The organism is Novosphingobium resinovorum (assembly GCF_001742225.1).
In the GTDB taxonomy this organism is placed as follows: domain Bacteria; phylum Pseudomonadota; class Alphaproteobacteria; order Sphingomonadales; family Sphingomonadaceae; genus Novosphingobium; species Novosphingobium resinovorum_A.
The window spans coordinates 457,052-471,496 of record NZ_CP017075.1 but is presented as its reverse complement, the minus strand read 5'-3'; the positions used below and the strand labels follow the sequence as shown (position 1 = coordinate 471,496).

The window sequence follows — 14,445 nt, the reverse complement described above, 5'->3', positions numbered from 1 at the left end:
AGGGTGAGCGGATTTGTAATACGGGAATTTTATATTCTTAAGTACGTTATGTATGGATATGCCAGCATGAACCTTGAATTTCCGCTCATGCTGAGCTTGTCGAAGCACAGGCCGCATGGCGCAACCGGAGCCGCACAATCATGACCCAGCACTGCGGTCTCGTCGCCGTCATCGGCGCCCCCAACGCGGGCAAGTCCACGCTCGTCAACGCGCTCGTCGGGCAGAAGGTCGCGATCACCTCGGCCAAGGCGCAGACCACCCGCGCCCGCCTGCTCGGCATCGCGCTCGAGGGCGAGGCGCAGATCATCCTCGCCGACACCCCCGGCATCTTCGCGCCCCGCCGCCGCCTCGACCGCGCGATGGTCGCCGCCGCCTGGGAAGGCGCGCAGGAGGCCGACGCGATCCTGCTGATCGTCGATGCGGTGAAGCTGCGCCGCCACGAACTGATGCCGCTGCTCGAAACGCTGAAGGACCGCACCGAACGCAAGGTGCTGGTGCTCAACAAGGTCGATGCAAGCGCCAAGGAAAAGCTGCTGGTGCTGGCGCAGGAATTCACCGCAGAAGTGCAGTTCGACGAAGTGTTCTTCGTCTCCGCCCTCAGCGGCGACGGCGTGCCGGAACTGAAAACCTGGCTCGCCGGGCAGATGTCCGAAGGACCCTGGCACTACCCCGAAGACCAGGTTTCCGACGCCAGCGAACGCCTGCTCGCCTGCGAAATCACGCGCGAACAGCTCTACCGCCAGCTCCACGAGGAACTGCCCTACGACGCCGCCGTGCGTCCTGAGGCCTATACCCCGCGCAAGGACGGCTCGGTGGAAATCCGCCAGCAGATCGTCGTCACCCGCGACAACCAGCGCGCCATCGTGCTGGGCAAGGGCGGCTCGAAGATCAAGGCGATCGGCGAGGCCGCGCGCAAGGAACTGAGCGAAGTGCTCGGCCAGAAGGTCCACCTCTTCCTCCACGTGAAGGTCGAGGAGAACTGGGCCGAAACCAAGGACATCTACGAGGAAATCGGACTCGACTGGGTGAAATGATGAAGGCCGCATTCTCGACCCTCACTGCCACCGCATTCCTGCTGTGCGGCTGCGCCACGCCTTACATGAAGGCCGTGGCCGCCGAGAAGGCGCAGGTCACCCTGGTGGAAGAGAACCTGGCCGGGCAACGCTACGTCGCCATCGGCTCGTCGTTCGCGGCTGGCCCCCAGCTTCCGCCCGTGAAGCCGAGTTGGCCCGCACGCTGCGGTCAGAGCTTCAACAACTACCCGACGCTGCTCGCCGAACGCTTCGGCATGGTGCTGATCGACCGTTCCTGCTCGGGCGCGGTGACCGACAACGTGCTCGGCCCCTGGGGCGAAGTGCCGCCGCAGATCAACAGCGTCACGCCCGACACCCGGCTGGTGACGATCACCATCGGCGGCAACGACCTGTCGTACATCGGCAACCTGTTCTCCGCGACTTGCGCCTTCAATGCCAAGATCATCGCCACTTCGGGCGCCAAGACCAAGGCCTGCGGTCCGGTCCGCATCCCCACGGAGGCCGACTACGTTCGCGACGAGGCGCAGCTCAACGAGATCGCCCGCCGCATCAAGGCGACCGCCCCGCAGGCGCGCATCGTCTTCGTCCAGTACCTGACCCCCGTGCCGCCGCCGGGCAAGCTCTGCGCCGACACCCCGGTCAGCGAGACCGACGCCGCGATCGTGCGCGAGATCGGCCGCCGCCTTGCCGAGATCACCGGCCGCGTGGCGCAGGCGCACGGCACCATCGTCGTCGAGATGAACCAGTCCTCGGCCACCCACACCCCTTGCGACAAGGAGCCGTGGATGATCGGCTCCCCGCAAGGCTACGACGGGCGGCAGGGCTTGCAATGGCATCTCAACAAGGCCGGCATGCAGGCGACGGCTGACGGCATTTCGTCCTGGCTCATCAAGGCCGGCGTAAGGCCAGTGAAGCCTTCGGTGACGGTCGAGCCCGGCCTCAATCCTCCGGGACCGGCGCCGACGAAGCCTGCACCCGGGCAGCCGATTCCCGCCGTCCCGGTGCCGGCACCGACGGCCGCCCCAACGGCCAAGCCTACACCGGCGCCGACGGCCAAACCGTCGAACGAGACGAAGAAGCGCTCGTAACGCCGCGGAAGTCTGGCGACGGCGCGATCCGCCGTCGCATTCCTGCAATCAAAACGCCTTAAGCGCCCTTTCCCAACAACCGCCGTTCCCCCCGCGGCCGGAACGAGGAAAGGGTCGCTCATGGTCGCGCGGAGTGCCGCTGCGGCGCAACGGAATGTTCCGATTGCCGTTCGCCGTCCTATCGGCGCCCGGCTTCGGTTGGGTTCGCTCGCGCTGTACCTGCCGATCGCCTTCGCATTGCGACTGCTGATGCTGGGCAAGCCCGCATTCCAGTCGGACGAGCAGTTCTACCTCCTCGTCGGGCAGCGCATGGCGCAGGGCGCCCTTCCCTACGTCGACATCTGGGATCGCAAGCCCTGGGGCCTGTTCGCGCTCTATCGCGCCGTTTACGCCCTGCGGTTCGATCCGGTCTTGACTTATCAGTTGCTCGGCCTTGCCTGCTCGGTGCTCACCGCGCTGGTCATCGAGCGCATCGCCCGCCGCATCGCTCCGCCCCGCGCAGCGCAGTGGGCGGGGCTGGTCTATCTGCTTTGGCAGCCGGTGTTCAACGTGGCGCTTGGCCAGTCGCCGGTGTTCTACAACCTGCCTGTCGCCCTTGCCGCGTTGATCGTCGTCGATGTGCGAACGCGGGCGCACGATCCCTTGCTTGCCCGCCGCGGCCTGGAGGCGATGCTGCTGTTCGGGCTTGCGATGCAGATCAAGTACACGGCGGTCTTCGAAGGCGCTGCCTTTGGCCTGATGCTGCTGGGACGCGGCTGGGCGGACGGCTGGCCGCCCCGGAGACTGGTCCTGGCGGGCGCTGGATGGATCGCGGCGGCGCTGGCTCCGACTGCGGCGGTCTGGACAGGCTATGCATGGCTCGGCCACGGCGATGCCTTCGTGCAAGCCAATTTTACCTCGATCCTAGGCCGCACGACGGACATGGCCGATGCCTTCGGTCGGCTCGCCAAGGAATGCCTGGCGCTGATCCCTTTCGCGCTCGCCCTGCTTCTGGCACCCCATCGCCTGCGCCCCGTTCGCGGAGAGCGCCCGGCAGCCCTGCCGTCCCTGCGCATTTGGGCGCTGGCGAGCATCGGCGGGTTCCTGGTTTTCGGCACTTGGTACGACCACTATCTCGGCCCCGTGCTGGTGCCGCTGAGCGTGCTTGCTGCCCCGGCCCTCGCACGTAGCCGCCCGGGAGAGCGCTGGTACGGCCAACTGCTCCTGGGCATGGGTGTCGTCGATGCAATCGCGGTACCCGCCCTGCAGGTCCGCGAAAGGGGCGATGCCACGCAGTTCGCGAGCATGACACACGCGATCACGCGCGAACTGCACGGCCGCTGCCTTTACGTCTTCGAGGGCGACAGCGCGCTCTACCGCACCACCAACGCCTGCATTCCAACGCGATTTGCCTACCCAAGCCACCTCAATGCGATGAATGAAGCGGGCGCGCTGAACATCGACCCGGTGAGCGAAGTACGCCGCATCATGGCCAGCCGCCCCGGCGTGGTGGTGGTCGGGCTGTCCAAGCGCCCGAACCGCGCCAACGACAAGACGCGCGACATCGTCATGGAAGCGCTGCGCAGCGACTACCAAACTTATACGCAAGTCAGCCTAGGCACCCGCCGGTTCGCGCTGTGGCGGCTGAAATGACGCCGCCCCGGAACTGATCCGGGGCAGGAGACCGTCACCGCGCCTTGGCGATGTTCATGCCATGCTGGCGCGCCGCATCCTTGGTCGATTCCTCGGTTCGGTTGAGGGCCTTGGCAATTTCCTTGAGGCCCTTGCCCTTGCCCGCGAGGGTCTGCAGCTTCTGCAGTTCCTCGGGCTTCCAGGGCTGCTTGTGCTTGGCAACCTTGTCGCTCATGCTTCGACATCCCACGGTGCGGCGCCGTCCTGATCGGCATCTGCGGCCGCCTTCTTTTTCGGTGCTGCTTTCTTGGCCGTTGCCTTCTTTGCCGCCGGCTTCTTGGCACCGTCCGTCTTGGCGGCGGCAGTCTTCTTGGGCGCCGCCTTCTTGGCTGGCGCCTTCTTCTTGCCCTTGGCCGGCCCCTTGGCCGCCTTCTCGTCGATCAGCACGACGGCCTGCTCGGCGGTGAGGTCCTCCGGCTTCTGGTCGCGCGGGAGGGTGGCGTTGGTGGTGCCGTCGGTGACGTAAGGACCATAGCGGCCCGCCATGACCTTGATCTCGCCGCCGCTGGTTGGATGCGCGCCCAGCACCTTGAGCGGTTCCGCCTTGGTGCGCGAGGCCGCGCCGCCGCGATTGGCGGCGTCAGCCAGCATCGAGACCGCGGCGTTCATGCCGGTGTCGAACACTTCCGCCGTCGAACGCAGCCGTGCATACTTGCCGTCATGCGCAAGGTACGGGCCGTAACGGCCGATGCTTGCAGTGATATCCTTGCCCGTCTCCGGGTGCTGACCCACGGTGCGCGGCAGGCTGAGCAGCTTGATGCCCCATTCCAGCGTCAGTTCGTCGATATCCTTGGGGATCGAGGCACGCTTAGCCTCCTTGCCCTCGCCGAGCTGGATGTAGGGACCGAAGCGCCCGGTACGGCGCATGATCTCCATGCCGGTCTCGGGGTCCTTGCCCAGCCCTTCGTCATCGCCGCCTTCGGCGTTGCCGCCGGGCTGCGCGAACTTGCGGGTGAACTTGCACTCCGGATAGTTCGAGCACGCCACGAACGCGCCGTAGCGCCCGCCGCGCAGGGACAGGCGCCCCTCTCCGCACTTGGGGCAGACACGCGGATCCGTGCCGTCGGCCTTGGGCGGGAACAGGTAATCGGAGAGAAATTCGTCCAGCGCCTCGGTCACTTCCGAGGGCTTCTTCTCCATCACCTCGTCGGACTTGGGCTTGAAGTCGCGCCAGAACGCTTCGAGCAGCGCCTTCCATTCCTGGCGTCCGCCCGAAACGTCGTCGAGTTCGTCCTCCATGCCCGCCGTGAATTCATAAGCCACGTAGCGGGGGAAGAAGCGTTCGAGGAACGAGGTGAGAAGTCGCCCCGTCTCCTCTGCGAAGAAACGGTTCTTCTCGGTCCGCACGTAAGCGCGGTCCTTGATGACCTGGATCGTCGCGGCATATGTCGAAGGACGCCCGATGCCCAGTTCCTCCAGCCGCTTCACAAGACTGGCTTCCGAGAAGCGCGGCGGCGGCTGGGTGAAGTGCTGCTCGGCGGTCACGTCCTTCTTGGCCGGCATGTCGCCCGCCTTCATGAAGGGCAGCAGGCCTGCCTCGTCGTCATCGTCGGCCTTGTTGTCGCGGCCTTCCTCGTAGACGGCAAGGAAGCCCGGGAATTTCACCACGGTGCCGGTGGCGCGCAGTTCGTTGCGGCCAGTTCCGTCGCGCAGGGTTACGGTGGTACGCTCAAGCTGGGCCGAAGCCATCTGGCTGGCCATCGCGCGCTTGAAGATCAGATCGTACAGGCGCGCCTCGTCCCCTGAACCGAAGCGGTCCTTGGTGAACTCGGTGGGACGGATCGCCTCGTGCGCTTCCTGCGCGTTCTTGGCCTTGGTCTCGTAGTGGCGCGGCTTTTCGGGAACGAAGTGGCCGGAGAAGCGCTCTGCGATGGCGGCGCGGGCGGCCGAGATCGCACTCGGGTCCATCTGCACGCCATCGGTACGCATGTAGGTGATCGCACCCGCTTCATAGAGCGTCTGCGCCACGCGCATCGTCTGGCTGGCCGAGAAGCCCAGCTTGCGTGCGGCCTCCTGCTGCAAGGTCGAGGTGGTGAACGGCGGCTGCGGGTTGCGGCGATGCGGCTTGGTCTCGACGCCCTCGACCTTGAAGGCGCCCTGCTCCACCGCGGTCTTGGCCCGCATGGCGATGCCCTCTTCACCCAGGCTCAGGCGGTCGAGCTTCTGGCCCTCGAACGTCACCAGCTTGGCGGTGAAGTCGGTCCCGTCATGCGCCATCTGCGCGGCAACGGACCAGTATTCCTGCGGCGTGAACGCCTCGATCTCGCGCTCGCGATCGACGATCAGGCGCAGTGCCACCGACTGCACGCGGCCCGCCGACTTGGCGCCGGGCAGCTTGCGCCACAGGACAGGCGAAAGCGTGAAGCCGAACAAGTAGTCCAGCGCACGGCGGGCGAGGTAGGCGTCGATCAGGTCCTGATCCAGCTCGCGCGGCTGGGTCATCGCCTTAGTGACGGTTTCCTTGGTGATCGCGTTGAAGGTGACGCGCTGCACGTCCTTGGGCAGCGCCTTGCGCTTGGCCAGCAGTTCCTTCACGTGCCACGAGATCGCCTCGCCCTCGCGATCAGGGTCGGTCGCGAGGATCAGGCGGTCGGCGGTCTTGGCCGCATCGGTGATCGCCTTCACCTGGCGCTGCTTGTCGCCGTAGAGTTCCCAGTCCATCGCGAACTCCTCGTCCGGGCGGACGGAGCCGTCCTTGGGCGGCAGGTCGCGGACGTGGCCGTAGCTGGCGAGGACCTTGTAGTCCTTGCCCAGGTACTTCTCGATGGTCTTTGCCTTGGCGGGCGATTCTACGATGACTAGCTGCATTCTCTAACTCGATCTGCCCCTCGCGTGCGCGCACGCATACATACACGTACAAGGTGGGTCGTGTTCGACCGGGCCGTCAAGCCCCGCCGGGACGGCTCCCTTGCCGCATAAGCGCTGCGGGATAAAGACGCACCGTCGATTTCTTCCGGGCAGCACGCTCACCCAAGACTGACCCGCCCACCGGCGTGGCGGGCAAGCCTGCCGTCCAGTTCCAACTCTAGCAGGGCAAGCTGAACGGCAGCGGCGCTCGCGCCCGACTGGCGGATCAGTTCATCGACGGCAACCGGCGCGGTCGTGAGCAGACCCGCCACGTCGGCGGGATTGGCGGCCGCTGCCGACGGCACCTCCTCGACCCAGTCGCGGGGCGCTTCGCGCAGGCTCGTCGGCATCGCGCCCGAAAAGTCGGTCAGTTCCTCGATCACGTCCTGCGCTGCCTGCACCAGCGTGGCGCCGTCGCGGATCAACTGGTTGCAGCCATGCGAGCGCGAATCGAGCGGAGAGCCGGGAATCGCCATGACCTGCCGCCCCATCTCGCCCGCCAGCCGCGCGGTAATGAGCGAGCCGGACTTCGGCGCTGCCTCGACCACCAAGGTGCCCAGGCACAACCCGGCAATAATCCGGTTGCGGGAGGGGAAATGGCGTGCCAGCGGCTCGGAGCCGGGAGGCTGCTCCGCCAGCAGCAGACCGCGCGTCGCGACCTCTTCCTGCAGGGCTGCGTGCTCGGGCGGATACGTGATGTCGATGCCGCTGGCGATGATGCCCACGGTCGCTCCACCCGCCGCGAGTGCGCCCTGATGCGCGGCCCCGTCGATGCCGCGGGCGAGGCCGGAAACGACTGTCCAGCCCTCTCCGGCAAGTTCATGCGCAAACTCCCGTGCCAGCCGGATCGCGGCAGCGGAAGCATTGCGCGCGCCGACCATGGCGACGCACGGCCGCGCCAGCACGGACATGTCTCCGCGCCAGGTCAGGATCGGCGGCGCGCCCTCGGTCTCGCCGAGAAGGCGCGGATAGTCCGGCGAATCGTGGAAGAGATAACGCGCGCCGGTTTTGCGAGCGGCGGCGATCTCGTCGTGAACGCGGCGCTCCGGCGCGGGCGCGTAAGGACGTCCGGATCGCCCCGCGACCTCCGGCAAGGCCGCGATCGCGTTTACTGCGTTGCCGAACCGGGCCAGGAGGTGGCGGTAAGTGACCGGTCCGACATGGGGCGAGCGTAACAGGCGAATGCGGGCGAAGGCCTCGTCCCGCGAAAGACCGCCCGGGGCACTCACTTTTTCTTGCCGCCTCCGATGCGCGGTTCGGTTCCCGCACGCAGACGGGCGATGTTCTCACGGTGCTGGAACAGCACGAGCGCGGCAATGACGGTCAGGACCAACCCCGCCTGCGGATAGCCCAGCACGAACGCGGCAAGCGGCGCGACGATCGCCGCAGTCATGCCCGATACCGAGGAGATGCGCACCGTCGCCAGCAACCCGATCCACGTCAGCGCGTAAGCCAACCCGACCGGCCATGCGAGACCGAAGGCCACGCCCGCTGCGGTCGCCACGCCCTTGCCCCCCTTGAAACGCAGCCAGACCGGGAAGCAGTGGCCGAGGAGCGCGCCCAGGGCTGCCAGCGGTGCCGTTTCGGGCCAGATCTGCGCAGCGATCAACACCGCCGCCAGCCCCTTGAGCAGGTCCAGCAGCAGCGTGGCAGCGGCAAGGCCCTTGCGCCCGGTGCGCAGCACGTTGGTCGCGCCGATGTTGCCCGATCCGATCGAGCGCAAGTCGCCGGCGCCGGTCACCCGGGTCAGAATGAGGCCGAACGGCACGGAGCCGAGCAGATAGCCGAGTACGAGCGGAAGAATCCAAGTCATGCGACGCGCCTTAGCGCCCTATCGCGCTTTGCAGAAGACAGGTTGCAGCATTCGGCGTTGCCGGGACAACCCCGACGCGGTTAACAGGTGGCAAGGTCCAGGGATTGATGATGGCTTCCGATATCGAGAGCGCGCCGCAGAGCGTCGCCACCACGCTTGCAAGGATCGATGCGACGTCGCCGATCCTGCTGTTCGATTCGGGCGTCGGCGGGCTCACCGTGCTGGAGGAAGTGCGCAAGGCCCTGCCTGATGCGTCGATCATCTATGCCGCCGACACCGCCGGACTGCCTTACGGCACCAAGACCGAGGCGCAGATCGCGGCGCGCGTGGCCGGGCTGCTCGGCCGCATGACGGAGCGTTTCCGCCCGCGTCTGGTCTGCATCGCCTGCAATACCGCCTCGACCATCGCGCTGGGCATGGTGCGCGAAGTGCTGGAAGTGCCGATCGTCGGCACCGTGCCCGCCATCAAGCCCGCCGCCGCGATGACGAAGACCGGCGTGATCGGCCTGCTCGGCACCGAGGCGACTATCCGGCAGGCCTATGTCGACCGGCTGGAGCACGAATTCGCCGCCGGAAAGCGGCTGCTCCGCCACGGCGCGCCCGGTCTCGTCGAGGCGGCCGAGGCCAAGCTGCGCGGCGAACCCGTCGATCCCGCGCTCATCCGTCATGCCGCCCAGGCGCTGCGCATGCAGCCCGATGGCGAGCGCATCGACACCGTGGTTCTCGCGTGCACGCATTTCCCGCTGGTCGAAGCCGAACTCGCCGAGGCTTTCGGCCCAGGCGTACGCTTCGTGCACGGCGCACAAGGCATCGCGCGGCAGGTCGCGCGTCTCACTGCGGGACAGGAATATTCTCGCCAACGACCCGACCGCGCGCTATTCACCGGACAGGGAGAATTGCCCGGTGCCTATGCCGAGAAGCTGGCGCATTACGGGCTCATGAGGATCGAGAGGTTTTGACGCGACGGCTCAATGTATGGTTGTTGTCGGTACTGCTCATCATCGCCATCCCCTACTACTGGTTCCTGGCCGATGCCGGGGCCGGGATCGGGAGCGGTGAGCCCAGGGCAAAGCCGCTGACGATAGGCGCTCTGCGCAAGCTCGCGGACGCGAGCGATGGCCAGCGCCCCATCGAACTGCGCGTCGAGACGGTGGGCCTGCGCATGACCTCGCGCAACATGCTGGTGGCGGGCGGCGGTCTGCGGCAAGCTCCCAACATTATCAGCGCTTATGAACTGATCGTGCCGGGCAACGGCCCGATCGTGATCGACGCCGGGATCTCCCGCTCCTCGGCCATGACGCACGAGTTCGATCGGTACAGCGGTGAGGCACAGGCCCGCATCGAGACCGCATTGTCGAAAGCCTCCCACGTCATCCTGCTCGCCGACAAGCCGACTCACAACGGCGGCTATCCAACGGGCACGCACCGGGTGGAGCAGGAACTGCCGCCCTCGGGCGACGTGCCTTATACGCTCGCGCCCGGCGTCGTGGTGATTCCGGCCAGCGGCGTCGCGCCGGAAGCGAACATGGTCTACGTCCGGCTCTCGGACGATCGCGAGTTCCTGTTCACCGGTGACATCGCCAAGCTCGCCGTCAACTGGAAGGAATTGCGCCTTCCCGCACGCATCGCCACGCGCGGAGAGATTGCCTCTTTCCGCAGAGAAACCCTCTCCTGGTTGATGACGATCAATGCATTGCACCGCGCCGCGCCGCAGATGACGATCGTTGCGGGGCACGAGCCTTCCAAAATCCCGTTTTCCGCAGGCACGTTTTCCGATTAGCCCTTAGGTACAAGCGACTGGCAATGAGAGACGCGATAAGCTATTGGCCGCAGCAAATGCAGTCCGGGCAACGGGCGCAACGCTTTGGGCAGGCGCCGGAACAGGCAAGGCAGGACAAAGTCGACACCGTGAACTACGAGCACATTTTCGACCAGGCGATCGAGCGCCTTCACTCCGAAGGGCGCTACCGCGTCTTCATCGACATCCTGCGCAACAAGGGCGCCTATCCGAACGCGCGGTGCTTCGCCGGCCACAACGGGCCGAAGCCGATCACCGTGTGGTGCTCCAACGACTATCTCGCCATGGGCCAGCACCCCAAGGTGATCGAGGCCATGGAAGAGGCGCTGCACGACGTCGGCGCCGGCTCCGGCGGCACCCGCAATATCGGCGGCAACACGCATTACCATGTCGACCTCGAGGCCGAACTGGCCGACCTGCACGGCAAGCAGGGCGCGCTGCTGTTCACTTCGGGCTACGTCTCGAACGACGCCACGCTCTCGACGCTGGCCAAGCTGCTGCCCGGCTGCGTGATCTTCTCGGACGAACTGAACCACGCCAGCATGATCGCAGGCATCCGCAATTCGGGCTGCGAAAAGAAGGTCTGGCGCCACAACGACCTCGAACACCTCGAGGAACTGCTGGCCGAGACCGATCCTGCCCTGCCCAAGCTGATCGCCTTCGAATCGGTCTATTCGATGGACGGCGACGTCGCCCCGATCCACGCGATCTGCGACCTCGCCGAAAAGTACAACGCCCTCACCTACATCGACGAAGTCCACGCGGTCGGTATGTACGGCCCACGCGGCGGCGGCATCACCGACCGTGACGAGGCCGCCCACCGCATCGACATCATCGAGGGCACGCTGGGCAAGGCGTTCGGTGTCATGGGCGGCTATATCGCCACCAACAACAAGATCATCGACTGCATCCGCTCCTACGCGCCGGGCTTCATCTTCACGACCTCGCTCTCGCCGGTGCTGGTCGCGGGCGTGCTCGCTTCGGTGCGTCACCTCAAGAGCTCGAGCGTCGAGCGTGAGGGCCAGCAGCGTTCCGCCGCGATGATGAAGCTGATGTTCCGCGATGCGGGCCTGCCGGTTATGGACTCCGTCACGCACATCGTCCCGCTCATGGTGGGCGATCCGGTGCGCGCCAAGCAGATCAGCGACATCCTGCTCGCCGAGTATGGTGCCTACGTGCAACCGATCAATTTCCCGACCGTCCCGCGCGGCACCGAGCGCCTGCGCTTCACCCCCGGCCCCGCGCACACCGAAGAGATGATGCGCGAACTGACCGAAGCCCTGGTCGAAATCTGGGACAGGCTGGAAATGCGCCTCGCCGCCTGAGACGAGCGGCACGCTTTCGCAGTTGCAAGATATTCTTGTCCGAAAGGCCCTCCGCACCGCGCGGGGGGCCTTTTTTCTCACGCGCTCCGTTCCCAAGTGCACGTGCGTTGCGGCGCTTCCAGCGCTCTCTCCCCCCTTTGCAACGACATGACCAGAGGACCATCCATGGCAAAGCTCTTCGAGCCCCTTACTCTCGGCGACGTCACGCTCGCCAATCGCATCGTCATCGCGCCGATGTGCCAGTATTCCGCCGAGGACGGCCGCATGACCGACTGGCACACCCAGCACCTCGGCCAGCTTGCCCAGTCGGGCGCCGCCATCCTGACGATCGAGGCAACCACCGTCCTGCCCGAGGGGCGCATCTCCTACGCCGACGTGGGCCTGTGGGACGACGCCACCGAGGCAGCCATGGGCAAAGTCCTGGAAAGCGTCCGCCGCTGGTCGAAAATGCCCATCGCCATCCAGCTTGCCCATGCCGGTCGCAAGGCCAGCACCGCCAAGCCATGGGACGGCGGCGCCCAGATCGCACCGGACGCAGCCAACGGCTGGCAGACGGTCTCTGCCTCCGACCTGCCCTTCCAGAAGCATGAGAACGCGCCGGTGGCGTTGGACAGCGCCGGGCTAGCCCGCGTCCGCACCGCCTTTGCCGAGGCCGCGCATCGCGCCGCACGGCTCGGGATCGACGCCATCCAGATCCATGCCGCGCACGGCTACCTGTTGCACCAATTCCTGTCGCCGCTCTCCAACACGCGCACGGACGAGTATGGCGGCAGCCTCGAGAACCGCATGCGCTTCCCGCTGGAAGTCTACGACGCGGTGCGCGCAGCCTTTCCTGCCGAGAAGCCGGTGACAGTGCGCCTCTCCGGCACCGACTGGGTAGAGGGTGGCTGGGACATCGAGCAGACCGTCGCCTTCTCCAGGGCTCTGGAAGCGCGCGGCGCGGCTGCGATCCACGTCTCCAGCGGCGGGCTGCACATCGAGCAGAAGATTCCCGTCGGCCCCAACTATCAGGTGCCGCTGGCAAGGGCGGTGAAGCAGGCGGTGTCCATACCGGTGATCGCCGTGGGCCTCATCACCGAACCGGAGCAAGCCGAAGCCATCATCGCAACCGGCGATGCCGACATGATCGGGCTTGCGCGTACCGTGCTCTACGACCCGCGCTGGCCGTGGCATGCCGCAGCGGCGCTGGGCGCAAAGATCGCCGTGGCGCCGCAGTTCCTGCGCAGCCAGCCGCGCGCCTACAAGGACCTGTTCGTCAGCGCCTGACAAACAGCGTGTCGCCGCCCGCCCGCTTCGCCACGACGAAGCCCGGCGGCGGCGGCAGGTCGACCGGAATCCCGCCCGAAACCCAGACCGCGTCGAAACCATCCGCACGCATGCCCGCAATCTTTACGTTCATCGCGGCAAGGTCCGGCCGGTTTTGAGGGCAAAGCGGCGCCACGTCCTGCGTCCCACCGGACCAGCGCTGCGCGAGGAGCGGGTCGCGGACGGTCATCAGCTTGGCATTGTCGACCATAAACAGCGTGTTGACGTAGACATCCCTGCGCGTGAGCGCATAGCTGCCCAGCTTCTCGTCCGGCACCAGACGCCAGGGAAAACCGCAATCCGGCGCCGCCCAGAGATAGCCGACGCGCCCTCCGCGCGGCACGGCGCCGAGCAGCGTCAGGCGTTGTTCGAGGACGTGGCCATGGCGCACCCAATCCCGGGTCACTGTCCCCACGCGCACGCAGAACAACGCGATTCCCGCCATCACGATCAGGCGCTCCCGTTCGGGACGGGCGCTCGGCGTGATCGCCAGCACGAGGGCCAGCAGCGCGATAGGCGCGGTACGCAAGTCCGTGCCCCATGCATTGAGGATCGTCGTGGGGGCCGCGACCGCCGCGAAGGCGAGCAGCACCCCGCTGACGAGCAACCTTCGCTCCAGCCTGCGCCCCGACGCCCACAGCAAGGCAACCCCACTGACGCAGGCCAGCGCCGCCAGCAAACCGATATCCACCAGCTTGTCCGTGCCTCGCAGCACGCTGGCGAAGACCACGATCTTGGTGTTAACGAAGTCGACGTAGGCCGGGCCGCTCCCGTGCCCCGCCGCCTCGGAACGCCAGAGCAGCAGCGGCACGACCGGCACCAGCAGAACGAGATTGCGCCGCATCGCCGGCCACACCTCGCGCCAGCTTCCGAGCTTCCCCAACTCGTTGCCCGCCGCGAGGATAAGCAGGACCACCCAACTCGCCATATGCGCCGTCCACACGACCAGCGCCGCAACTGCCAGAATCACCTGCTCGCGTCCGCTTTCGCGCGGCCGGGTGTACAGCCATGCCGCAACCAGCAAGGCCAGACCGATGCCCATGCAGTAATTGAGAAACCCCCACATCCATGCCTGATGCATGGCGAAAGGCAGTGCAACGAAAGCGCTTGCGCTCACTCGCCCATGCGCGGCGCGGGAAAGCTGGAACAGGCCCATGACCGTCAGCGGCGCCAGCAAGGCTCCAACCACCAGCGTCGCACGCTCGCTGCCCAGCAGGGGCGCCAGCAGCACCGAAGGCAGATCGGCGCCGAGGTTGGCGATCCACTGCCAATGTACCGCGAACATCCTGCTCAGCGCAGGATCGGCAGTGATGTTGGCCAGAACGTGATGCCGTGCCATGTGCGACGGCATGTCGACGAAACCCGGCACCGGCGCCAGCAGCACCGGCAGGAAAGCCAGCGCCACCATCGCAGGCATGAGCATCCGCCAGCGCGGGATCGGGGTGCGGTCGTCGAGTTTCGGCATCAGCGCCATGTAGCCCGCGGAGTGTTAAGATCGCCCCAATCGCCCACGCAAACGAAAACCCCCGGAACCATCGGTCCCGGGGGCCTCTCGTTATTCCTA

At 66.5% G+C, this 14,445-nt stretch carries 12 protein-coding genes; 7 read left to right on the top strand and 5 right to left on the bottom strand.

All coding sequences use genetic code 11. The annotated features are described in order from the left end of the window. Positions 1-140 precede the first annotated feature (140 nt). The 3 genes from era (at position 141) to BES08_RS02110 (ending at position 3,754) form a co-directional block, all read left to right on the top strand. Positions 141-1,034, top strand: a complete 894-nt coding sequence (gene era / locus BES08_RS02120) for a GTPase Era (protein WP_036522661.1) — start codon at positions 141-143, stop codon at positions 1,032-1,034. Then, positions 1,031-2,122, top strand: a complete 1,092-nt coding sequence (locus tag BES08_RS02115; protein ID WP_069707576.1) for an SGNH/GDSL hydrolase family protein — start codon at positions 1,031-1,033, stop codon at positions 2,120-2,122. Before era ends, BES08_RS02115 begins: the two co-directional genes overlap by 4 nt. A 120-nt stretch (positions 2,123-2,242) precedes the next feature. Then, positions 2,243-3,754 (top strand): ArnT family glycosyltransferase, encoded by a 1,512-nt coding sequence (locus tag BES08_RS02110; RefSeq protein WP_083274564.1) that lies wholly within the window; start codon positions 2,243-2,245, stop codon positions 3,752-3,754. 34 nt (positions 3,755-3,788) lie between these two features. Here the strand turns inward: BES08_RS02110 and BES08_RS02105 are convergent, their stop codons facing one another. The 4 genes from BES08_RS02105 to plsY all read right to left on the bottom strand — a co-directional run bounded on the left by BES08_RS02105 (position 3,789) and on the right by plsY (position 8,453). Beyond that, a complete protein-coding gene (locus tag BES08_RS02105; protein ID WP_008828827.1) occupies positions 3,789-3,968 on the bottom strand; it encodes a hypothetical protein in 180 nt (59 codons plus the stop codon). After that, positions 3,965-6,601 carry a type I DNA topoisomerase gene (topA, locus tag BES08_RS02100; protein ID WP_069707575.1) on the bottom strand — a complete coding sequence of 879 codons (2,637 nt, stop codon included), beginning with the start codon at positions 6,599-6,601 and terminating at the stop codon, positions 3,965-3,967. The genes BES08_RS02105 and topA overlap by 4 nt, the downstream gene beginning before the upstream one ends. Before the next feature lie 158 nt (positions 6,602-6,759). After that, on the bottom strand, positions 6,760-7,869 hold the full coding sequence (dprA, locus tag BES08_RS02095; RefSeq protein WP_069707574.1) for a DNA-processing protein DprA: 1,110 nt from the start codon (positions 7,867-7,869) through the stop codon (positions 6,760-6,762). Then, positions 7,866-8,453 (bottom strand): glycerol-3-phosphate 1-O-acyltransferase PlsY, encoded by a 588-nt coding sequence (plsY, locus tag BES08_RS02090; RefSeq protein ID WP_008828830.1) that lies wholly within the window; start codon positions 8,451-8,453, stop codon positions 7,866-7,868. The genes dprA and plsY overlap by 4 nt, the downstream gene beginning before the upstream one ends. Positions 8,454-8,560: 107 nt before the next feature. On the opposite strand from plsY, the gene murI reads away from it, so the two are divergent. The 4 genes from murI (at position 8,561) to BES08_RS02070 (ending at position 12,842) form a co-directional block, all read left to right on the top strand. Next, the gene (murI, locus tag BES08_RS02085; protein ID WP_375154514.1) at positions 8,561-9,412 is read left to right on the top strand and encodes a glutamate racemase; all 852 of its coding nucleotides are present in this window, start codon (positions 8,561-8,563) and stop codon (positions 9,410-9,412) included. Continuing rightward, a complete protein-coding gene (locus BES08_RS02080; RefSeq protein ID WP_069707572.1) occupies positions 9,409-10,233 on the top strand; it encodes a hypothetical protein in 825 nt (274 codons plus the stop codon). The genes murI and BES08_RS02080 overlap by 4 nt, the downstream gene beginning before the upstream one ends. Positions 10,234-10,361: 128 nt before the next feature. After that, the gene (gene hemA, locus BES08_RS02075) at positions 10,362-11,576 is read left to right on the top strand and encodes a 5-aminolevulinate synthase (RefSeq protein ID WP_069709120.1); all 1,215 of its coding nucleotides are present in this window, start codon (positions 10,362-10,364) and stop codon (positions 11,574-11,576) included. 165 nt (positions 11,577-11,741) lie between these two features. Next, a complete protein-coding gene (locus BES08_RS02070; RefSeq protein ID WP_069707571.1) occupies positions 11,742-12,842 on the top strand; it encodes an NADH:flavin oxidoreductase/NADH oxidase in 1,101 nt (366 codons plus the stop codon). On the opposite strand, the gene BES08_RS02065 is transcribed toward BES08_RS02070, so the two are convergent. Then, complete coding sequence (locus BES08_RS02065) at positions 12,832-14,346, bottom strand: hypothetical protein (protein ID WP_231958134.1); 1,515 nt, start codon at positions 14,344-14,346, stop codon at positions 12,832-12,834. The two genes, BES08_RS02070 and BES08_RS02065, sit on opposite strands and share 11 nt — an antisense overlap. Between the last annotated feature and the right edge of the window lie 99 nt (positions 14,347-14,445).